Genomic DNA, 21,173 nt, shown 5'->3' with positions numbered 1-21,173 from the left:
ACCCAGCTTCCGTATGTGCCTTTGGCGCTGTGCCCCAACGCTTATAGCGAACAGAGGCCAAGTTTGAGAGGAATGCCGGTAAGGTGGGGCCAGTTAAAGCATTCTTCACTTCAAGGAGAACCACTAATGTCTGAGAATATTTCCATGGACTCATCCTCAACGGGTATGAACCTGGGTGATAGCGTCTATGAGCGCCTTTTGCGCGAGCGCATTATTTTCCTGGGAACCCAGGTTGATGATGAGATTGCGAACAAGCTGTGCGCCCAGATCCTCCTGCTGTCCGCAGAGGACCCAACGCGCGACATTTCGCTCTACATCAACTCCCCGGGTGGCTCCGTTACCGCGGGCATGGCCATCTACGACACGATGAAGTACTCGCCGTGCGATGTGGCTACCTATGGCATGGGCCTGGCTGCCTCGATGGGCCAATTCCTCCTGTCCGGCGGCACCAAGGGCAAGCGCTACGCGCTGCCGCACGCCCGCATCATGATGCACCAGCCTTCCGCTGGTGTGGGTGGTACCGCCGCAGATATCGCCATCCAGGCCGAGCAGTTCGCGCAGACCAAGCGCGAGATGGCTGAGCTCATCGCTGAGCACACCGGCCAGACCTTCGAGCAAATCACCAAGGATTCGGACCGCGACCGCTGGTTTACCGCCCAGCAGGCCAAGGAATACGGCATCGTCGACCATGTCATCGAGTCCGTCAACGGTCCTATCACCAACTAGGGAACAAGGAGCTTTATCACTATGTCTAGCCTTCAGATGCCTTCTTCCCGCTACGTTCTGCCGGAGTTCATTGAGCAGAATGCACAGGGATCGAAGACCACCAACCCGTATTCCAAGCTTTTTGAAGAGCGCATCATCTTCCTGGGCACCCAGGTCGATGACACCTCCGCCAACGACATCATGGCGCAGCTGCTGGTCCTGGAGTCTCAGGATCCGGACCGCGACATCACGATGTACATCAACTCCCCGGGCGGATCCTTCACCGCGCTGATGGCCATCTACGACACCATGCGCTACGTGCGTCCTGACGTGCAGACCGTCTGCCTGGGCCAGGCTGCTTCCGCTGCCGCCGTGCTGCTGGCAGCCGGTGCTCCGGGCAAGCGCGCCGCTCTGCCGAACTCTCGTGTGCTGATTCACCAGCCGCGCACGCAGGGCACGCAGGGCCAGGTCTCTGACCTTGAGATCGAGGCCAACGAGATCGAGCGCATGCGCCGCCTCATGGAGGAGACCCTGGCTGAGCACACCGGCCGCACTGCGGAGCAGGTGCGCATCGATACCGACCGTGACAAGATCCTCACTGCGCAGGAAGCCGTCGAATACGGTCTTATCGATACCGTCTTTGATTACCGCAAGCTCAACGCATAGCTGAATAGACGAATTCAGCCCCGCTTTCGGATGTTTCCGGTAGCGGGGCTTGACGTCGTTATAAGGCTCTTAGCTCTCGTAGGGAGGCAGGATAGCCTCCGGGGACTCAGGCAGGATCTGGCCGCCGTCAATGATGATGGTCTGTCCCGTTATGTAGCCTGCCTCGCGGGAGGCGAGGAAGGCCGCGGCGTTGCCGATATCGCGTGGGGAACCTAAGCGGTGCATGGGGATGGAGCGTGCCATTTGGTCGAGGTACTCCTGGCCTTGGCCCTCCAAGCCCTCGGTGAGGATGTTGCCCGGCAGAACACCGTTGATGGTGATGCCATCACGGGCAACTTCCAGTGCCGCGGAGCGCATGAAGCCTTGTTGTGCGGCCTTCGATGCGCCGTAGTGCGCCCAGCCTGGGTAACCGGTGTGCGAGCCGGTGATAGACGTCGTGATGACGATGCGCCCGTAGCCCGCCTCCTTCATATAGGGCAGCGCTTCCTGCACCACGGTGAACGTGCCGTGCGTATTGATGGCGAACATGGTGTCCCATTGCTCGTCGGTCATGTCCTCGAGTGGGCAGTTGGGGAAGACACCGGCGTTGGAACAGACGATGTCGATGCGGCCATAGCGCTTGACGACGTCCCTGTAGAGGTTGCGGACGGAGTCGCGCGAGGTGACGTCGACAAGCAGGGCGTCCGCCCCGAGTTCCTCGGCGGCCTTCTGGGCGGCCTCGAGGTTGAGGTCGGCGATGACGACCGTGGCACCTGCTTCGCGCAGAGCGCTGACGATGCCGCGGCCGATTCCGGCGGCGGCGCCGGTGACGATGGCGACGTGGTCCTGAAGATCAAACATGTGGTGCTCCTCAGCGGTTGGGTCTGTGTGCGCCCTCCAGCCTAGGCCGCCACAGGCTGGGGTGCTGTCTGCTTGGTGGTTGCCGTGTAGGCGCGCACACCGATGAGGGAGACTGCTGCAAGTACTGCGGTGACACCAGCAAGGGTGTACAGGCCGGTGGGGGTCCAGCCGCTTTCGAGGAGGTAGCCCGCCAGGATGGGGGCGAGGGTAGCGCCCACGCGAGCGATGCCGATGGCAGCGCCCGTGCCGGTGGTGCGCAGCGCCGAAGGGTAAGCCTCCGGGGTGACGGTGTAGAGGCCGGAGATGCAGGCGTTGAGAGTAAGGCCTACGCCGACGCCGAGAGCAAACATGAGGGAAGGCACGGTGGTGGAGTTAATGAAGCCGATAAGGACGACGGAGGAGATAAGACAGAAGACGATGAGCAAGGGACGGGCGTCGATGCGCGTGGTAAATAGGCCGAAGAGAATGGCGCCGATGGCACCGCCGAAGGAGAGCATGATGCCCCCGATGATGCCCTGTTGCGCGGTAAGTCCCTCGGCGGTGAGCAACTTCGGGGTCCACTGCGAGGTGAAGTTGTAAGCAAACATGATGAAGCTAAAGGCCAGCCACAGCTTGATGGAGGTGCGCAGGAATTGCGGCGAGACGAGGTCCTTGTAGGAGGCCTTGTGGGCGGTGCGGGGGCGGACGCTGACCTCTCCCGTGAGGCCGAGTTTGGCAGCGATGGTACGGACAGAATCCATGCGGCCGCGCGCGGCGAGGAAGTCGGCGGACTCGGGGACGAAGGCAACAGTGAGGATAAGGGCGACAACGGTGAGTGCTGCCCCGACCCAGAAGATGGGCTGCCAGCTATCGAAGGAAGAGGCGACAACGCCGCAGAAGGAGGCACCGAGGCCATAGCCGGAGGCGTAGATGGCGACGGCCAGGCCGCGGAAGCGCAGGTTGGAATACTCGCTGACGAGGACGGTGACGCAGACAAGCACGCCGCCGACTCCGATGCCGGTGATGAGGCGGCACAGCAACAGCAGGCTAAATGTAGGCGCGAGGGCGGTGAGCACGAGGCCGACGAGGTCAATGACGAGCGAGACCGTAATGAGGGTGGTGCGCCCAAGGCGGTCAGCCAACGGGGCGAGAAAGAGCGAGCTAAGGCCGATACCGATGAGAGCGGAGGACAGGAGCCAGCCAAGGGAAGAATCGGACAGCGCGAACTCTTCGCTGACGGTGCCTGCGCCGAAGGCCATGGCCACCATGTCGTAGCCGTCGAGGGCATTGAGGAAGAGGGCAATGGCGATGATGAGCCACTGGCGTGCGCCCATGGGGGAGCGGTCGATGAGTTCGCGGATGTCCATGAAAATCTTTCTGCGGATAGAGCGGTTTCGATGTAAGTTAGTGAACCGCTCTGTCTATGTCTACTAACTGCCGTTTTAAATTCAAGGGCGCGCCGTCGCGTGCGGAATAGCGCTTGGGTCCAAGTGGTTTACTAGAGTGGAACAAACTGCGGTAAAATCGCCCCACCATAGCCCCAGAGAAAAGAGTTGAAAGGCCTTCATGGCACGTATGCAAGAAAGCGCTGACTTGCTCAAGTGTTCCTTCTGCGGAAAGAGCCAGAAGCAGGTGAAGAAGCTTATCGCCGGCGGCGGCGTCTACATTTGTGACGAGTGCATCGAGCTCTGCAACGAAATCATCGAGGAGGAGCTCGGCGCGGCTCAGGCCGAGGCGGACGAAGAGAAGGAGATGCGCCTTCCGCGTCCTTCGGAGATTTCGGCTTTTCTGGATAAGTACGTCATTGGCCAGGACCAGGCCAAGCGCGTGTTGTCGGTGGCTGTGTACAACCACTACAAGCGCATCAAGGCTGAGGAGGCCGCGGGCCTGGAGGGCCGCCGGAAGAAGGCGCAGGATGAAGAAGTTGAGATTTCTAAGTCCAACATCCTGATGCTGGGCCCGACGGGCTCCGGTAAGACCTACCTGGCGCAGACCTTGGCGCGTTTGTTGGACGTCCCCTTCGCCATTGCGGATGCCACCAGCCTGACCGAGGCTGGTTACGTGGGCGAGGATGTGGAGAACATCCTGCTCAAGCTGCTGCAGGCAGCGGACTTTGATGTGGAGCGCGCACAGCACGGCATCATCTATGTCGATGAGGTGGACAAGATCTCCCGCAAGTCGGAGAACCCCTCGATTACCCGCGATGTGTCCGGTGAGGGCGTGCAGCAGGCGCTGCTGAAGATCCTTGAAGGAACCGTGGCAGCTATCCCACCGCAGGGTGGGCGCAAGCACCCGAACCAGGAATTCATCCAGCTGGATACGACGAACATCCTCTTCATCGTGGCCGGTGCTTTTGCGGGCTTGGACAAGGTGATTTCGGAGCGCGTGGGCAAGAAGGGCGTGGGCTTTGGCGCCAAGCTGGAAACTAAGGATGAGAAGGAATCAGTCGACTTCTTCTCACAGGTGCGCCCGGAGGACCTGGTGAAATTCGGCCTCATCCCTGAGTTCATCGGCCGCCTGCCGGTGGTTGCCACGGTGGATAACCTGGACCGCGAATCGCTAGTTAAGGTGCTCGTGGAGCCGAAGAACTCTCTGGTCAAGCAATACCAGCGCCTGTTCAGCATGGATGGTGCGGAGCTGCACTTCGAAGACGCAGCGCTGGAAGCGATCGCTGAGCTCGCGCTCGAGCGCAAGACCGGTGCCCGCGGCCTGCGCGCCATCATGGAGGAGCTGCTCGTGCCCATCATGTATAACCTCCCAGACCGCGAGGACATCGCCAGCGTCCACATCACGAAGGACTGCGTGACTGACGGCGGCGAGCCGGAGTTCGTGTACTCGGACGAGGCGAAGGAATCCGCCTAAACGGCATCTCTTAAAAGGCATCTTCAAGGCTGAAGATGCCTTTTGTGCTGTCTACATGGCGTTTTCAGCCCGAAAACGCCGTCTGTCAGATGCCATCTGCCTGTTGGGGGCAAAGGAACCAGATGAATGGGACCATGTAGCTGTGGCGTGAGATCGTGACCTGGGCTTGTGCTCAGGCCGGCGCGCAGATGGTTCCTTTACTTTGGTTTCTTTGCTCGCTTGATGCTGGGAGAGGGCTCTACCCGTACAGGCCCGTGGGCACGTCGCCCTCGTCCTCGGTGGAGTAGACATCCAAGGGTGCTGACTCGGCGTCAAGCTCAGTTTCGTTCTGAGCGAGGTAGGACTCAAAACCGATGTCGGGGATATTCGCTGTGAGGAAGGCCAGCACGGCATCGACGGCCATGCGGTGTAGGCCTTCGGTGTTGTTGTGGGTATGCATGTCGATGTCGAGCAGGTTGCTCATCATCGCGTGATTCGTCACCCGGTACATCGTGAGCGCAGAAATCAACGTGAAGATGTCGTTGGCGGAAATGCCTGGGCGGAACGCGCCGGAATCTTGGCCCAGCATAAGCAGCCGGTCTAGGTGGAGGGAGATCTCGGAAACGTCGACAAGCGCCTGCGAGGACTCCAGCACACTGTGGGAGGATTCCATCGTCAGCATCCGAATGGCCTCAGGGTTATCCACATGCTGGCGGAACAACCAATCCACCAAGGTGCGCACGCCCTCGACCGGAACGGCGGAGTTGATCTCCAGGCTGCCCTCCGGCGGGTTGAGGCGCCGCGCCGCCGCCGCCAAGGCTTGCTGGTAGAGGCCCTTCTTGTCCCCGAAGTAGTAGTGGATCATGCGCTTGGACATCCCAGAGAGCTTCGACACGGATTCGAGCTTGGTCTCGGCATAGCCGTGCTCAGCAAACTCTGCAATCGCAACATCGATCACGCGCTCAACAGAGCCGGAGTCGACCGATGCAGTCTCAGTGCTCATGGAAAGTCCCGTCTAGTCGATGAATATGCGTACAGTTGTCCACTATGCCGAAAAAAGACGGTCATGGAGCTCAAGTACAAAGAACTCGCATCTTTCGGGGGTAAAATTACACCCCATGGGGGCGAAAAACGGGACTAGGCTGGGAAGGTGAGTACCGAGCCGAAAGGATTCACACATGACTGCTTCCCAACCCGTCAAGATTACCGTGACCGGCGCCGCCGGAAATATCGCTTACTCCCTGCTGTGGCGCATCGCTGCGGGCGATGTCTATGGCAAGGACACCCCGGTGGAGCTGGCTTTGCTGGAAATCCCGGACGCCATTGGCGCAGCTGAGGGCGTGGCGATGGAGCTTCATGATTCCGCATTCCCGCTGGTACGCGGCATCACCGTGACCGATGATCCGAATGTGGCCTTCAAGGACACCAAAGCCGCTTTCCTCGTGGGCTCCCGCCCGCGCACCAAGGGCATGGAGCGCGCAGACTTGCTGGAGGCCAACGGTGCCATCTTTACCGTGCAGGGCAAGGCGCTGAACGACGTCGCCGCGCGCGATGTCCGCGTCCTCGTCGTGGGTAACCCGGCCAACACTAACGCTTATATCGCTGCCAACAGTGCACCGGACCTGGACCCGAGCCAGTTCACCGCGCTCATGCGCCTGGACCACAACCGCACCCAGAGCCAGGTCTCCCTCAAGACGGGCATGCCCACCGCGGAGCTGACCAAGGTTGCCGTCTGGGGCAACCACTCTGCATCCCAGTTCCCAGACCTGACCTTCTCCAACGCCGAGGTTGATGAGACCTGGTACAAGGAAGAAATGATTCCGAAGGTGGCTAAGCGCGGCGCCGAGATCATCGCCGTGCGCGGTAAGTCCTCAGCCGCTTCCGCAGCGTCTGCCGCAGTGGACCACATGCACGACTGGATCCACGGCACTGAGGATTGGCGCACCGCAGCCGTCGTCTCGGATGGCTCCTATGGCGTGGACGAGGGCCTCGTCGCAGGTTTCCCCACCGTCGCCCGCGACGGCAAGTGGGAAATCGTTCAGGGTCTCGAGCTCAACGATTTCCAGAAGGAACGCATCGAGGCCTCGGTTCAGGAGCTGCGTGAGGAGCGCGAGGCTGTAGCCCACCTGCTCAAGGGTTAGGCCTCAAGCACCAAGTTATCGATGAGCCGCACCGGCCCCACCTGCGCCGCAACCAGCGCCAGGCCGGGCCGGTGTTGCGCATCAATGGGCTCGAGCGTGGCCGGGTCCACCACGGTGAGGTAATCCACCATGACGCCGGGGGAGGAGGCGAGCTGCGCACTCGCCTCCTCGAAGGATGCACCGTCCCGCAGTGCGAAGAGCGCCTGGGACAGCGCCACGGCTTGCTCTCGCTCGGCAGGGCTCAGGCGAGCGTTGCGGCTGGACTCGGCCACGCCGTCCGCTGCGCGCACGATGGGCGCGCTGATGATCTCCAGCGGCAGGTCAAGGTCCGCCACCAAGCGCCGGATAATGGCCACCTGCTGGGCATCCTTCTGCCCAAAGTAGGCGCGGTCCGGTGAAACGAGGTTGAACAGCTTGCTCACCACGGTAGCCACGCCGTCAAAGTGGCCGGGCCGCGAGGCACCTTCCAAAACCGAGCCCATCTCGCCGGTGCGCACCCACACCCGCGGGGTGCCACCCGGGTACATCTCCTCCACGCTGGGGGCGAAGACGGCATCAACACCCAGCGAGTCCAGCAGCGCGGCATCCGTATCCAGATCGCGCGGGTAAGCACGGTAGTCTTCGCAGTCGCCGAGGTCGGTGAACTGGAGGGGATTGACGAAGACCGAGCACACCACGGTGTCGTTCTCTTCGCGGGCGCGGCGAATGAGGGAAGCGTGGCCGTCGTGAAGCGCGCCCATCGTGGGCACCAAGCCCACGGTGCCGGAGACTGCGGCGCGGAAGGCACGGAATTCAGATTTAGTTTTGAGGATCTGCATGGCTAAACCCTAGTCCTCGAAGGATTCCTCGGCGTTGGGGAAGGAGCGCTCGCCCACATCCGCTACGTATTCCTTCGCGCCCTCCAGTAGCGCACCGCGCAGGTCCGCGTAGCGGCGCACGAAGCGCGGCGCCTTGGGCCCGCCCAGGCCGAAGGCATCGGTCCACACCAGAATCTGGCCATTGGTCTGCGCACCCGCGCCGATGCCGATGGTGGGAATGGGCAGCTCCTTGGTGACTTGCTCAGCAAGGGCAGCCGGGACCATCTCCAGCACCACGGCGAAGGCTCCGGCCTCGGCGAGGGCGCGGGCGTCGTCGTGAAGCTTCTCCGCACCGGCACCGCGGCCCTGGACCACGAAGCCGCCCAAGGCGTGGACCTGCTGGGGCGTGAAGCCGATGTGGGCGCAGACGGGGATGCCGGCGTCGACAAGCGCGGCGACAATCGGTGCGCGCTCCGCACCGCCCTCGAGCTTCACGGCCTGCGCGCCGGTTTCCTTCATGATGCGCACAGCAGACTCCAGGGCCTGGGTGGGGCCGGCCTCATAGGAACCAAAGGGCAGATCCACCACCACGAAGGCGCGAGAGGTGGCTGAGACCACGGCGCGGGCCAGCGGAATGATCTCATCGAGCGTGAGCGAGAGCGTGGTTTCGCGGCCCAACACCACATTGGCCAGGGAATCGCCGACGAGCAGGAGATCGACCCCGGCTTTATCGAAGATTCCGGCGGTCATGCAGTCATAGCTTGTCAGGCACGCGAAGGCCTGAGAGTTTTCTTTGGCGCGGGCGAAATGGCGGGTGCGGAGACGGGCGCGGTGGCCAGGGTTGTGAGACATGCCCTTACTCTAGACACGGCGCTGGTGCCAGTTGACGCACAGGGTAGAGTTGGCCAGGTGACTGATCAGAATAAAGAGCAACTCGTTGGCACCAACCGCGCGGACCAGCTTCCCCAGTCCTGGGAGCCGCAGGCAGTAGAAAAGGACCTCTACGAAGGCTGGGTGAACGCCGGTTACTTCACCCCGGACGCGTCCTCGGAGGCGGAGCCTTATTCCATCGTGCTGCCGCCGCCGAACGTCACCGGCCAGCTACACATGGGCCACGCCCTGGACCACACTCTGATCGACTCCATCATTCGCCGCAAGCGCATGCAGGGCTATGCCACCTTGTGGCTGCCGGGTGCTGACCACGCCGGTATCGCCACACAGACCAAGGTGGAGGCCCGCCTGCGCGAGCAGGAAGGCAAGAAGCGCTGGGACTATGAGCGCGAAGAATTCATCAACAAGGTCTGGGAGTGGAAGGAAGAGTTCGGCGGCACCATCCAGAACCAGATGCGCGCCATCGGCGACTCCGTGGACTGGTCCCGCGAGCGCTTCACGCTGGACGATGGCCTCTCCCGCGCCGTGCAGACCATCTTCAAGACCCTCTACGACGAGGGCCTGATCTACCAGGCCAACCGCCTGGTCAACTGGTCCCCAGTGCTGGAGACCGCCGTCTCCGACATCGAGGTCGTGTACAAGGACGTCGAGGGCGAGCTCGTGTCCATTCGCTATGGCTCGCTGAACGACGATGAACCGCACCTCATCGTGGCCACCACCCGTGTGGAAACCATGCTGGGCGACGTCGCCATCGCCGTCCACCCCGAGGACGAGCGCTACGCCCACCTGGTGGGTAAGGAGCTGCCGCACCCCTTCCGCGATGATTTGAGCCTGAAGATCATCGCCGATGATTACGTGGACATGGAATTCGGCACCGGTGCAGTGAAGATCACCCCGGCGCATGATCCGAATGACTACGCCATGGGCCTGCGCCACGACCTGGACATGCCCACCATAATGGACACCACCGGACACATCGCGAACACCGGCACGAAGTTTGACGGCCTGACCCGCGAGGAAGCCCGCGTGGAGATCCGTGAGGCGCTGCGCGAACAGGGCCGCATTGTCAAAGAGATCCGCCCCTACGTCCACTCCGTGGGCCACTCGGAGCGCTCCGGCGAGCCCATCGAGCCGCGCCTGAGCCTGCAGTGGTTCGTGGCCGTGGAGAAGATGGCGAAGATGTCTGGCGACGCCGTCCGCGAGGGCGATACCACCATCCACCCGAAGTCCCTGGAGCCGCGCTACTTCGAGTGGGTCGATGACATGCACGATTGGTGCATCTCCCGCCAGCTGTGGTGGGGACACCGCATCCCGATCTGGTATGGCCCGGAGGGCGAGGACGGCCAGCGAGACATCATCTGCCTCGGCCCCGATGAGGAAGCCCCAGAAGGCTATGTCCAGGACCCGGACGTGCTGGACACCTGGTTCTCCTCCGCGCTGTGGCCTTTCTCCACGATGGGCTGGCCGGATAAGACCGCAGATCTGGAGAAGTTCTTCCCCACGAACGTGCTGGTCACCGCCTATGACATCCTCTTCTTCTGGGTCGCACGCATGATGATGTTCGGCACCTTCGCCGGCGCCCACACCCCGGAGCTGCTCGGCGAAGGCAAGGATGGCCGCCCGCAGGTTCCGTTCACCGACATCTACCTGCACGGCCTGGTGCGCGATGAGCAGGGTCGCAAGATGTCGAAGTCCCTGGGCAATGGCATCGACCCGATGGATTGGGTGCGCGACTATGGTGCGGACGCACTGCGTTTCACCCTGGCTCGCGGCGCGAACCCGGGCGTGGACTTGCCGCTGGCTGTCGACGCTGCCGCCGCCGGACGTAACTTCGCCACCAAGCTCTTCAACGCCACCAAGTTCGCGCTCATGAACGGCGCGGGTGTGGCTAAGCTGCCGGCACGTGACGCGCTGACCGACGCCGACCGTTGGATCCTCGACCGCTCCGAAGAAGTCCGCGCCAAGGTGGACGCCTACCTGGATGACTACCAGTTCGCCAAGGCCAATGAGCTGCTCTACCACTTCGTGTGGGATGAGCTGTGTGACTGGTACCTGGAGATTGCCAAGACACAGATCCCGCGCGACTTCGATGCGGCGAGCGCCGAGGAGCAGGCCACCGGACACACCACCCAGATCGTTCTGGGCCGCGTTCTTGACCTGGTTCTGCGTTTGCTGCACCCGACCATGCCTTTCGTCACCGAGGTCCTGTGGAAGGCTCTGACTGGCGGGGAGACCATTGTCACCGCGCAGTGGCCTACCCAGGAGCACACCAACGGTGGCGCGGAGAAGGATGAGGTGGCCGCGCGCCGCATTCAGGACGCCGACAAGCTCATCACCGAGCTGCGTCGCTTCCGCTCCGATCAGGGTGTCAAGCCTTCCCAGAAGGTCCCGGGCCGCCTCGACTTCGCCGCGGCCGACCTGCAGGAGCAGGAGGGGCTCATCCGCAACTTGGCCAATACCACGGAACCTGGCGAGGACTTCACCGCGTCCGCTTCCATCGAGGTGCGCCTGTCCCAGGCCACCGTCGAGGTCGCTCTGGATACCTCCGGTGCCGTCGACGTCGAAGCCGAGCGCAAGCGCCTGGAGAAGGATCTGGCCAAGGCCCAGAAGGAACTGGACCAGACCGGCAAGAAGCTGGGCAACGAGGCCTTCCTGTCCAAGGCGCCGGAGGCAGTCGTGGAGAAGATCCGCGTTCGCCAGCAGGTGGCCCAGGAAGAAGTCGAGCGCATCACCGCACGTCTGAAGGGACTCAAGTAGTGGCGGGGGAGAAAGACCGCGAGGAATTCGAAATCGTTGATGCCCTCGCGGAGGGCACCGATGGCGGCCCGGTGGAAATTACCGACTCTGGCCTAACACTCAACCTCGGCGGCGAGGAGGACTACGAGGAGGCCGCGCCCGAGCAGGCCACGCCGGAAGAACTCGCTGAGCTGGCCCAAGTCACCGCGGAGCTCAATGCGCGTGCCCCGGAGACCATCATTGAGCCCAGCCTCGAGCGCATCGAGATGCTCATGGATCTGCTGGGCAATCCGGAGCGCTCCTTCCACGTCATCCAGGTTGCCGGCACCAACGGCAAGTCCTCGACAGCCCGCATGATCGACTCTCTCCTGCGCGCCTTCCACCGCCGCGTTGGCCTAGTCACCAGCCCGCACCTGCAGCTGGTCACTGAGCGCATCGGCATCGACGGCCACCCCATCCACCCGCGCGATTTCGTGCGTATTTGGCGCGAAATCAAGCCCTACGTAGAAATGGTGGATTCGCGCTCGGAGATCCCCATGTCCACCTTTGAGGTGCTCGTGGGCATCTCATATGCGGCCTTCGCTGATACGCCTATCGACGTCGCCGTGGTCGAGGTCGGCCTCGGCGGCACGTGGGATGCCACCAACGTGGTCAACGCCGAAGTTGCCGTGGTTATGCCCGTCGGCATGGACCATACCGACTACCTCGGTGACACCATCACGGAAATCGCCAGCGAGAAGGCCGGAATTATCAAGGCCCGTGAGCACGACGTCGACGACGTGCTCACGCCGGGGGAGAACATCGCCATCATTGCCGAGCAAGACCCAGAAGCCATGCGCGTGCTGCTGCAGCGCACCGTCGACGTCGGCGCCGGCGTAGCGCGCGCGGGCTCCGAGTTCGCCGCGCTGGAATCGCGCATTGCCGTCGGCGGCCAGCAGCTCACCATCCAAGGTCTCGGCGGCCTCTATGAGGACATCTTCCTGCCGCTGCACGGCGAGCACCAAGCCAAGAACGCGGCCGTTGCCTTGGCGGCGGTGGAGGCTTTCTTCGGGGCGTCGTCAGGCAATCAGCTCGACATCGCCTCCGTGCGCACCGGCTTTGCCAAGGCCATTTCCCCCGGACGCTTGGAGCGCGTGCGCACCAGCCCCACGACCTTCCTGGATGCCTGCCACAACCCACACGGTGCTAAGGCCCTGGCCGCAGCGCTCGACCGAGACTTCGATTTCGCGCGCCTCATCGGCGTGGTATCCATCTTCACGGACAAGGACGCCGCCGGCATCCTCACCGCTCTGGAGTCGGTCCTCACGGAAGTCGTCATTACGCAGAACACCTCGCCGCGCGCCCGCGATGCCTATGAGCTAGCGGAGCTGGCCCGTGACATCTTCGGCGAAGAGCGCGTGTACGTAGAGCCCGACTTGCCCAGTGCTTATACTCAGGCCGTTGAATTGGCGGAGGACGCCGACGTGCAGTCCGGATCCGGCATCGTGATTACCGGCTCGGTGGTCACTGCTGGTGACGCCCGCGCACTCTTTGGAAAGGAGCCCGCATGAGCCCCCGCAAACCCATCCCTGAGGAGGAGATCGGCCCGCTCGGACTAGGCCAAGCACCGGCCAAGGATCCCCTCAAGCAATTCGGCGGCATGGTGGTGGCCAGCTCCCTCACCATGGAACTGATCACCCTGGTTCTGGCGCTGCCAATGCTGTACAAGCTGTATGACGGCACTCTGTGGACCCCGTTTAACTACGGCGTGGTGATCGGCTTTATGGTGCTACTGCTTGCATCCTTCCCCTTCATGAATAAGCCGTGGATCGTTGGGGCACAGATTGTCCTCCACATTATCGGCATTGTTCTCGGCTTCATGGTCCATTGGTCCGTGGCCACGATCTTCATCATCTTCGCCCTGCTCTGGGCGCTCGCGGCCTATATGCGCTCGGTGATCGTCGCCCGCATGGAACGCGGTTACCTCACCACGCAGCACCTGACTGAGAAGTAGGCCGCAGCGGTGTATATTCGCCCGGAGCTGCGCGCGGGCGCGGCGTTCATCTCACTGTGGGATCCAACCAATCCGCTGATCCGCCGCGCCGGGCGTGTAGTTCCCGCGCTGTGGCCCGCACCCTATATCCAGGGCGTGCGCACGCAGCAGGTGAAGAATTCCGATATCCGCGCGACCATCTATAGCCCGGAGAACCCGCGCGGCGCTGTGCTGTGGATCCACGGCGGAGGGCTGCTCATGGGCCATCCGCGCCAAGACGTCAAACACCTCAAGGAGACCGCCGCGGAAGTCGGTGTCACCGTCATTGCGCCGCACTACCGCTATGCCCCGGAGAACCCCTATCCGGCCGCGCTTGACGACGTCCACTCGGCCCACCACTGGCTCCTCACGCATGCGGAAGATCTGGGAATCAGCCCAGATCGGATTGTCATCGGCGGCCAAAGCGCCGGGGGAGGGCTCGCCGCCGCACTGTGCCAGCGCCTCCTAGATGAAGGCGGAATTCAGCCGGCGGGGCAGTGGCTCTTTTGCCCGATGCTCGATGACCGCGCTGCCTCCACCGACCGCAATCCCATCTGGGACGCGGACTCCAATGCGCAGGCTTGGCGCTACTACACCAACGGCAACCCAGACGCACCCTATGCCGTGCCCGGTCGCCGCACGGAGTTAGCAGGCCTGCCACCGGCTTGGTTGTATGCGGGGAGCAGCGAGCTTTTCTACGACGAAATTGTGGACTACGCCGAGCGTCTGAAGTCTGCCGGCGTGCCCACGCAATGCGAGGTCGTAGACGGCGGCGTGCATGCCTTCGAGCTGTGGGCTCCCCATACCGCGGTGGCAAAGCGCCTGCTCATGAGTTCTCGCGCCTGGCTGCAGTCGACGCTGGACGCGCTACACTAACGGGCATGCTCTTTCTCCTCTATGGTATTTCCGCGCTGCTGTGCATCGCCGCACTCGTGGCCAAGCTGTATGTTGGGGGCTTTGCGCTCCCGCTTGCGTTGATGCTCCCGGCCTTTGTGTTCCTCGTCGTGGGCATGCTCAAGCAGCAGCGCGATGAGAAGCCGGTGGAGTTTGCGGATCTGGAGGAGTGGCAGCGCGAGGATCTGAAAAGCCTGCTGGAGAGCGGTCAATACGGCACGGCCGTGCGCCAAGTGCAGCTGTGGTTTCGTGGCACGAGCCATGAGCGTGCGGAGGAAATCGTGCAACGCCTTACGTAGCGCTTAATAATTGGCCCACTGGCAGGACGCGGGAGCACCCATTCTGTACTATGTGCCCTATGACTGAACGTACACTGATTCTCATCAAGCCGGACGGCGTCAAGAACGGCCACGTGGGCGAGATTATCTCCCGCATCGAGCGCAAGGGCCTGAAGCTCGTCGCCATGGATCTGCGCGTCGCCGACGAGGAGACCGCAAAGAAGCACTACGCCGAGCACGAGGACAAGCCTTTCTTCGGCGAGCTCGTTGACTTCATCACCTCTGCACCGTTGGTTGCTGGCATCGTCGAGGGCGAGTCCGCTATCGCCGCATGGCGTCAGCTGGCCGGTGGCACCCACCCGGTGGAGAAGGCTACCCCGGGTACCATTCGCGGTGACTTCGCTCTGACCGTTGGCGAGAACGTCGTCCACGGTTCCGACTCCCCGGAGTCCGCTGAGCGCGAGATCTCCATCTGGTTCCCGAACCTCTAACTATGATTACCGCGCTGAGCGCGTAACGAAGCCCGAGCATAGCGCTCGGGCTTTTGTCATTTCTGACCCTTAACCCGAACCCGTCCTGTGTGCTCGAGCGCAGATCCGATCAGGTACCGGTTAGTCGAACGACAGCAGCGTGCGCAAGGCCGCAAAAGCGTCTTTGTGCACCTGATGGGTGACGGTGCGGCCGCATTGCTGTCTGGATAGCAAGCCGGCTTCCCGCAGGCGCGCTAGGTGGTGCGAGACCGTGGGCTGACTCAGCGCAGTGAGCTCGGTGAGTTCCGTGACGCTCATGGGCCCACAGCCTTCATCACACAGGATGGACAAAAGACGCAGGCGGGCAGGGTCTGCCAGCACTTTGAATTGCTGCGAAAAATGCCTCGCCTCGGCGTCGCTGAGCGGGCCTGTGCTTAAGGAGCAACACTCAGTGCTGGGCGCGCTGGTTTCGGGCGTGGAAGAGGAAGCCATGCGATCAGTATAGGGGTTATCCTTGCACCCTACGTTATATTGACGCGTATCAATACGTGCTGTATATTGCATGTTTGTATTGTCCATTGTTTAACGTCGAAGGAGGGGGGACATGGCTGTGTCGCAGCGCCCGAAGTTGTCTTTTCTTGACCGATTTTTACCCATGTGGATCATTCTGGCGATGGCTGCCGGACTGCTCATTGGCCACTTCATTCCCGGGATTGGCCAAGCCTTGGGCGCCGTTGAAATCGGCGGGATTTCCATCCCGATCGCCATTGGTCTCCTCGTCATGATGTACCCACCCTTGGCCAAGGTTCGCTACGAGAAGACCAAGGAAATTGCCACGGATGGCCGCCTCATGGCGGTATCGCTCGTCCTCAACTGGCTGGTGGGGCCGGCGTTTATGTTTACCCTGGCGTGGCTGTTCTTGGCGGACCAGCCGGAGCTGCGCACCGGCCTCATCATCGTGGGCCTTGCTCGCTGTATCGCCATGGTGCTTGTGTGGTCGGACCTCTCATGCGCTGACCGCGAGGCAACGGCTGTGCTTGTCGCCCTGAACTCCATCTTCCAGGTCGCTATGTTTGGTGTTCTGGGTTGGTTCTACCTGCGCGTCCTCCCCGGATGGCTGGGCCTGGACACGACGAGCGCTGACTTTTCCTTCTGGGCCATCGTCAAGGCCGTACTCGTCTTCTTGGGCATACCGTTCCTGTTGGGTGCGCTGTCTCGCGTGTGGGGCGAAAAGGTAAAAGGACGGGAATGGTTTGAGAACCGCTTCCTCCCAGCCGTATCGCCCCTGGCCATGATTGGTCTGCTGTACACAATTGTGTTGCTCTTTTCCCTGCAGGGCGAGCACATTGTGGAGCAGCCAGCAACGGTAGTGCGCGTGGCCGTGCCGCTGGTTATCTACTTCGTGGGCATGTTTGTGCTGTCGCTGGGCGTAGCAAAGGCCGTTGGCATGAATTACGCGCAGTCTGCCAGCGTGGCGTTCACTGCAGCAGGAAACAACTTTGAACTTGCCATTGCAGTATCCATCGGCACCTTCGGAGCGATGTCTGCTCAAGCCCTTGCCGGAACGATTGGTCCCCTTGTTGAGATTCCAGTCCTCGTTGGTCTGGTCTATTTCATGCTGTGGATTGGCCCGAAACTCTTCCCGGGAGATGCCACTCTTCCGCGCTAGCGCGTGCGTGCAGCGTCCATGCTGCGCACGCCTGCTTCGGTCAGAGTGATGTTAAAGGTCCGCTCACCACTCCACTTGATGAGACCAGGCAGTTTCACCACGCCGGCCGCTTCGAGTTCACGGAGTTCTTCTTCGAGCCCCTCCTCGTAGCCGATCAGCCGCCCCAGCTCAGAGATGGAGGTGGTATTGCCAGTGACTGCACCGGCGGCGACTAGCCCGCTGAGGACTTCCGGGTGAGTTTCTACTGCGGCGATGCTCGCTTGAGTGACGCCTTCGAGGCTTCCTTGTTCGGTGATGGCCTTGATGCGTCGCTTGCCCACTCGGTAGGAGGTGGTACCGAAAGCGCGGCCACCGAAGATGAACGCAGGGATGGAGAAAGCAGTAAGTCCAGCGGCGATAAGGATAGGGTTGGGTGAGACATCGCCGATAATCCCGGTGGATTTAATTCCCTCAGTGATGAGAGGGGAGAAGATAGCAAGCACCGGTAGAAAATAGGCGAGAAGAGGGTAATCGCCCGCCCGGTACTCTTCTTGGGAGGCCTGCACCAACCTCGGCTCGCTGCGAATGATGCGGAAGACTCCGTAGAGCATCACCATGATGAGTACCGCGTAGACCGGGACCGCGTAGGGGTAAGGGAGGTCAACGGCGCGAAGGCCGGAGGCGATGCCCGCGGGCACGGCCACGGTCACAATATCCCGCAGTGCAATCTCGTTACGAGCGCGCGCCTGCGCCACTGTGCGTGGCGCGTGGACAGGTATTTTCCGCTCTGCCGGTGTGTTTGTGGGCGCGCTGTCGGACATAGCGGCGATACTAACATGTGAGCCTCGGTCGAGCTCTGTGCCAGAATGGAAGGCACTGACAACTAAATAAAGATGAAGAGAATTTTTTCAAAGTCTCACCGCCGTGTGGCGGCAACCTGCGCCCGGGGTGAGCACAACGTCAGGAGATTAGCCACTGATGGCATCCAAGAAGAAAACAGAAACAGAAGAAGCACGCACTGAATCGACGTTGGCCGCGGCTGTAGCGGGGATTGACCGCGAGGCGCTCGCGCCTAAGACTCGCCTTTATGCCTTGGCTAAGCAGGTGGGCGTGGCCTCCAAGGAATTGGTGGCCCAGTTCGCGGAGATGGGCATCAAGAAGTCCGCACAATCCACACTTACGCCGGAGGAGGTGGGTCAGCTTATCGATGCCCTCGTGCCAGCCACTGAGGACACCAATCAGGCCGCCGCCGAGGACGCCGAGCAGGCTGCAGTCACGGCCGATGCTGCGCAGACCCCCGAAGAACCTGTCGAAGAAACTACTGAAGCCCCGGCTGAGGAAAAGCCGGAGAAGACGGTGAAGAAGAAGCGCACCAAGCGCGCGGCGAAGCGCGTGAGCAAGGCAGGCAAGAAGGCTGAGCCGAAGGAGCAGGCAGAGGAACCCGCACCGGAAGAGTCTGCTGCGCAACAGGATGGCGCGGGGGAGCCGCAGGAAGCTGCACAGGCACAGGACTCGACACAGGATACTGAACAGGCCGGGCAGCCGGAGCAGCTGAGCGAGGAAGAAGAAAAGCTGCGCGAGCGCGTGCGCAAGAACGTTGATAACGAGATTTCGCAGATCGTCGACAAGGTCGATGCCGAAATGCTGCACGAGGCGCTCGCCGAGGCCGGTGATAGCGACGAGGACGACGAGCTCACTCCGCTGATCACCCCGATGGCTGAGGAAGACCCGGACGTGTACGACTTCGCGCCGGTCTTCATGGCGCCGAAGATCACTCCGCTGGCCAAGCGTCAGAAGTCAGAAAAACGCGAGGAAGAAATCGAGGAAGATTCGGCACCGGCAAGCCAGCCGCGCGGTCGCCGTCGCGGCAGCCGCGGTACCTCTCGTGGCCGCGGAGCAGAAGGCCGCGGGGTAGTCCGCGAGGAAGTCGAGCACATCGACGAGCCGAAGGCGATTAAGGGCTCAACCCGCATCGAGGCGCAGCGTCGCCGCCGTGCGGAGCTGCGGGAGAAGGGCCGCGAGCGCCAGCGCATCGTCTCCCAAGCGGAGTTTTTGGCGCGCCGCGAATCTGTAGAGCGCACCATGGTGGTGCGCGATAAGCAGCGTACCGACGGCGCTGGCATCATCACCCAGGTTGGTGTGCTGGAGGATGATCTCCTGGTCGAGCACTTTGTCACGACCGAGACGCACCCTTCCCAGATTGGCAATATCTACTTGGGCCGCGTGCAAAATGTCTTGCCTTCGATGGAGGCCGCCTTCGTCGATATCGGACAGGGCCGAAACGGCGTGCTGTACGCGGGAGACATCGACTGGCGCGCCCTGGGCATTGGTGGGCGCAGCCGCAAGGTGGAAAACGCGCTGAAGTCCGGTGACCAAGTCCTGGTCCAGGTGGCCAAGGATCCCATCGGGCACAAGGGCGCACGTTTGACCACTCAGATTTCCCTGGCCGGTCGTTTCCTGGTGTATGTGCCGGGCGGGCGCAGCGCGGGCATTTCCCGCAAGCTGCCGGCGCCGGAGCGCAAGCGCCTCAAGGGGATTCTGGAGCGCGTCATCCCGGGGGATGGCGGCGCCATCATCCGCACCGCAGCGGAAAACGTGTCGGAGGAGGACATCGCGTCCGACGTCAACCGCCTCCACTCATTGTGGGAGGACATTAGCGCCCGCGCCGCGCACGAAAAGGCAACGAAGGGCGCCAAGCCGGTCACCCTGTACGAAGAGCCGGACCTGCTCATCAAGGTGGTGCGTGACCTTTTCAACGAGGACTTCAGCACCTTGGTGGTGGACGGCAAGCGTTCCTACAACACGGTCAGCGCCTACGTTGATTCCATGGCGCATGACTTGGCCGACCGCGTGGTGCGATACGACGCCCGCGAGCACGATGGCGAGGATGCCTTCAGCGCCTACCGCATTGATGAGCAGCTGCAGAAGGCCCTGGGCCGCAAGGTGTGGCTGCCGTCTGGCGGCACCCTCGTCATCGACCGCACTGAGGCCATGACGGTCATTGACGTCAACACGGGCAAGTTCACCGGCTCCGGCGGCAACCTGGAAGAGACGGTGACGCGAAATAACCTCGAGGCGGCCGAGGAGATCGTGCGCCAGATGCGCCTGCGCGATATCGGCGGCATGATCGTCGTGGACTTCATCGATATGGTCTTGCCGGAAAACCAGGATCTGGTGCTGCGCCGCCTCAAGGAAGCGTTGGGGCGCGACCGGACTCGTCACCAGGTTTCTGAGGTCACCTCACTGGGCTTGGTGCAGATGACGCGCAAGCGCGTGGGCACCGGCCTCATCGAGACTTTCTCCACCGAGTGCGAGGCCTGCCATGGCCGAGGAATCATCATTCACGAGTACCCGGTTGATGAGGAGACGGAAGAGGATAACTCGAAGCCGCAGCGCCGCGGCCGTAAGGAACGCCGTGCACCGCAGCGCGATCCGAAGAAGCACCCGGCCGCCGTCCGTATGCATCGCGAGGACGACGATGCCGCTTCCGAGCATGAGGCTGCCCGTGCTGACAATGAAGAAGCAGCGCGCGACGAAGAATCTTCGCTGGAGGAACTCGTGGCCAGCGTGGTCGTCGTGGACGACGATGACGCGGAGACGCCGGATAGCGCGTCCATTGGCTACGCGGTAGCGGAAAGCCTGGAAGCGAAGCGATCGAAGCCGAAATCCAAGCAGAAGCGCTCGCGCAAGCCGCGCCGGGCAACGCGTACCTTCCGGGAGCCACAGCGCGAGGAGACGAGTGAGGGCTTGCGCGCGCAGCAAGGCAAGCAGGATAGGAACGCTAAGAACGCTGAAGCGGAGAAGAAGTCCTCCGCACAGCGCTCGGAGCCAACCTACGAGGAAGCCGTCGAGGCTTTCGAGAACTCGCCGCGCCGCAAGCGCCGCACACGCGGAAATTCCCGTTCGGATATTCGCCCGAAGCGCGAAGACTTTGCACAGGACGAGACCCCAGCCAAGGACGCTCCGCTGGCCACCTCTAAAAAGGAGGCCAAGGCAGAGCGCAAGGCCGCGGAGTCGGGCGAGAACATGAACGTGCGCGCGACCCGCAGCCGCGGTCGCCGCCGAGTGGTGCGCAAGATGGCGCAGAGCCAATCCGCGCCGGCACCGAAGGAACGCGGTAGGGGCGCGGAGCACAGCACTGAGGCGAAGGAGCGCGAGGAGACTACGGCGTCGACAAGGCGCAGGGGCGGGCGCGGGAGGCGTCGAGTAGCACGGCGCAGGTCGCGCTAGAAAAGGCGTTTTGCCTTTTCGCCCCCTCACGGGGTAGTCTTTGACA

Annotated in this window: 19 protein-coding genes; 12 read left to right on the top strand and 7 right to left on the bottom strand. The window is 62.3% G+C overall.

Features of this window, described 5'->3' with window-relative positions; all coding sequences use genetic code 11:
• Nucleotides 1–126 precede the first annotated feature (126 nt).
• Together HMPREF2806_RS12820 and HMPREF2806_RS12815 are read left to right on the top strand one after the other, a co-directional pair.
• Nucleotides 127–726, top strand: a complete 600-nt coding sequence (locus HMPREF2806_RS12820) for an ATP-dependent Clp protease proteolytic subunit (protein WP_070517922.1) — start codon at nucleotides 127–129, stop codon at nucleotides 724–726.
• Nucleotides 727–747: 21 nt separating this feature from the next.
• Nucleotides 748–1,371, top strand: a complete 624-nt coding sequence (locus HMPREF2806_RS12815) for an ATP-dependent Clp protease proteolytic subunit (protein WP_070517921.1) — start codon at nucleotides 748–750, stop codon at nucleotides 1,369–1,371.
• A 69-nt stretch (nucleotides 1,372–1,440) separates the two neighbouring features.
• On the opposite strand, the gene fabG is transcribed toward HMPREF2806_RS12815, so the two are convergent.
• Together fabG and HMPREF2806_RS12805 are read right to left on the bottom strand one after the other, a co-directional pair.
• Nucleotides 1,441–2,211: a 3-oxoacyl-ACP reductase FabG gene (gene fabG / locus HMPREF2806_RS12810; protein ID WP_070517920.1), complete on the bottom strand. Its 771-nt coding sequence runs from the start codon at nucleotides 2,209–2,211 to the stop codon at nucleotides 1,441–1,443.
• A 41-nt stretch (nucleotides 2,212–2,252) separates the two neighbouring features.
• A complete protein-coding gene (locus HMPREF2806_RS12805; RefSeq protein WP_070517919.1) occupies nucleotides 2,253–3,557 on the bottom strand; it encodes an MFS transporter in 1,305 nt (434 codons plus the stop codon).
• Between the two features lie 199 nt (nucleotides 3,558–3,756).
• Between HMPREF2806_RS12805 and clpX the strand changes: the two genes are divergently transcribed.
• On the top strand, nucleotides 3,757–5,052 hold the full coding sequence (gene clpX, locus HMPREF2806_RS12800; RefSeq protein WP_070517918.1) for an ATP-dependent Clp protease ATP-binding subunit ClpX: 1,296 nt from the start codon (nucleotides 3,757–3,759) through the stop codon (nucleotides 5,050–5,052).
• 238 nt (nucleotides 5,053–5,290) lie between these two features.
• On the opposite strand, the gene HMPREF2806_RS12795 is transcribed toward clpX, so the two are convergent.
• The gene (locus HMPREF2806_RS12795; protein WP_070517917.1) at nucleotides 5,291–6,034 is read right to left on the bottom strand and encodes a TetR/AcrR family transcriptional regulator; all 744 of its coding nucleotides are present in this window, start codon (nucleotides 6,032–6,034) and stop codon (nucleotides 5,291–5,293) included.
• Nucleotides 6,035–6,209: 175 nt separating this feature from the next.
• On the opposite strand from HMPREF2806_RS12795, the gene HMPREF2806_RS12790 reads away from it, so the two are divergent.
• Nucleotides 6,210–7,172: a malate dehydrogenase gene (locus HMPREF2806_RS12790; RefSeq protein WP_070517916.1), complete on the top strand. Its 963-nt coding sequence runs from the start codon at nucleotides 6,210–6,212 to the stop codon at nucleotides 7,170–7,172.
• Here the strand turns inward: HMPREF2806_RS12790 and panC are convergent.
• Together panC and panB are read right to left on the bottom strand one after the other, a co-directional pair.
• Entirely contained in the window at nucleotides 7,169–7,990 is an 822-nt protein-coding gene (gene panC, locus HMPREF2806_RS12785) for a pantoate--beta-alanine ligase (RefSeq protein ID WP_070517915.1), read from the bottom strand. The two genes, HMPREF2806_RS12790 and panC, sit on opposite strands and share 4 nt — an antisense overlap.
• A gap of 9 nt (nucleotides 7,991–7,999) precedes the next feature.
• Nucleotides 8,000–8,821: a 3-methyl-2-oxobutanoate hydroxymethyltransferase gene (gene panB / locus HMPREF2806_RS12780; RefSeq protein WP_070517914.1), complete on the bottom strand. Its 822-nt coding sequence runs from the start codon at nucleotides 8,819–8,821 to the stop codon at nucleotides 8,000–8,002.
• A 57-nt stretch (nucleotides 8,822–8,878) separates the two neighbouring features.
• On the opposite strand from panB, the gene HMPREF2806_RS12775 reads away from it, so the two are divergent.
• Genes HMPREF2806_RS12775 through ndk form a run of 6 tightly spaced genes read left to right on the top strand, consistent with a single transcriptional unit; the run spans nucleotide 8,879 to nucleotide 15,270 of the window.
• Nucleotides 8,879–11,617, top strand: a complete 2,739-nt coding sequence (locus HMPREF2806_RS12775; protein WP_070517913.1) for a valine--tRNA ligase — start codon at nucleotides 8,879–8,881, stop codon at nucleotides 11,615–11,617.
• Nucleotides 11,617–13,146: a bifunctional tetrahydrofolate synthase/dihydrofolate synthase gene (locus HMPREF2806_RS12770; protein ID WP_070517912.1), complete on the top strand. Its 1,530-nt coding sequence runs from the start codon at nucleotides 11,617–11,619 to the stop codon at nucleotides 13,144–13,146. The genes HMPREF2806_RS12775 and HMPREF2806_RS12770 overlap by 1 nt, the downstream gene beginning before the upstream one ends.
• The gene (locus HMPREF2806_RS12765; RefSeq protein ID WP_049157140.1) at nucleotides 13,143–13,589 is read left to right on the top strand and encodes a DUF4233 domain-containing protein; all 447 of its coding nucleotides are present in this window, start codon (nucleotides 13,143–13,145) and stop codon (nucleotides 13,587–13,589) included. Before HMPREF2806_RS12770 ends, HMPREF2806_RS12765 begins: the two co-directional genes overlap by 4 nt.
• A 9-nt stretch (nucleotides 13,590–13,598) precedes the next feature.
• A complete protein-coding gene (locus HMPREF2806_RS12760) occupies nucleotides 13,599–14,483 on the top strand; it encodes an alpha/beta hydrolase (RefSeq protein WP_049157138.1) in 885 nt (294 codons plus the stop codon).
• 5 nt (nucleotides 14,484–14,488) lie between these two features.
• Nucleotides 14,489–14,800: a hypothetical protein gene (locus HMPREF2806_RS12755; protein WP_049157137.1), complete on the top strand. Its 312-nt coding sequence runs from the start codon at nucleotides 14,489–14,491 to the stop codon at nucleotides 14,798–14,800.
• A 59-nt stretch (nucleotides 14,801–14,859) separates the two neighbouring features.
• Nucleotides 14,860–15,270, top strand: a complete 411-nt coding sequence (gene ndk, locus HMPREF2806_RS12750; RefSeq protein WP_039676402.1) for a nucleoside-diphosphate kinase — start codon at nucleotides 14,860–14,862, stop codon at nucleotides 15,268–15,270.
• A 120-nt stretch (nucleotides 15,271–15,390) separates the two neighbouring features.
• Here the strand turns inward: ndk and HMPREF2806_RS12745 are convergent, their stop codons facing one another.
• Complete coding sequence (locus tag HMPREF2806_RS12745) at nucleotides 15,391–15,741, bottom strand: ArsR/SmtB family transcription factor (RefSeq protein WP_046648980.1); 351 nt, start codon at nucleotides 15,739–15,741, stop codon at nucleotides 15,391–15,393.
• 112 nt (nucleotides 15,742–15,853) lie between these two features.
• On the opposite strand from HMPREF2806_RS12745, the gene arsB reads away from it, so the two are divergent.
• Nucleotides 15,854–16,918 carry an ACR3 family arsenite efflux transporter gene (gene arsB / locus HMPREF2806_RS12740; protein WP_070517911.1) on the top strand — a complete coding sequence of 355 codons (1,065 nt, stop codon included), beginning with the start codon at nucleotides 15,854–15,856 and terminating at the stop codon, nucleotides 16,916–16,918.
• Here arsB and HMPREF2806_RS12735 read toward each other — a convergent pair.
• Nucleotides 16,915–17,718 (bottom strand): hypothetical protein, encoded by an 804-nt coding sequence (locus HMPREF2806_RS12735; RefSeq protein ID WP_049157132.1) that lies wholly within the window; start codon nucleotides 17,716–17,718, stop codon nucleotides 16,915–16,917. The two genes, arsB and HMPREF2806_RS12735, sit on opposite strands and share 4 nt — an antisense overlap.
• 157 nt (nucleotides 17,719–17,875) lie before the next feature.
• Here HMPREF2806_RS12735 and HMPREF2806_RS12730 point away from each other — a divergent pair, with 157 nt between their 5' ends.
• The gene (locus tag HMPREF2806_RS12730) at nucleotides 17,876–21,127 is read left to right on the top strand and encodes a translation initiation factor IF-2 N-terminal domain-containing protein (RefSeq protein WP_070517910.1); all 3,252 of its coding nucleotides are present in this window, start codon (nucleotides 17,876–17,878) and stop codon (nucleotides 21,125–21,127) included.
• The last annotated feature ends 46 nt before the right edge of the window (nucleotides 21,128–21,173 follow it).

It is taken from the genome of Corynebacterium sp. HMSC076G08 (assembly GCF_001811515.1).
Taxonomy (GTDB): Bacteria; Actinomycetota; Actinomycetes; order Mycobacteriales; family Mycobacteriaceae; genus Corynebacterium; species Corynebacterium hiratae.
This window is presented reverse-complemented; position numbering and strand designations above follow the sequence as displayed.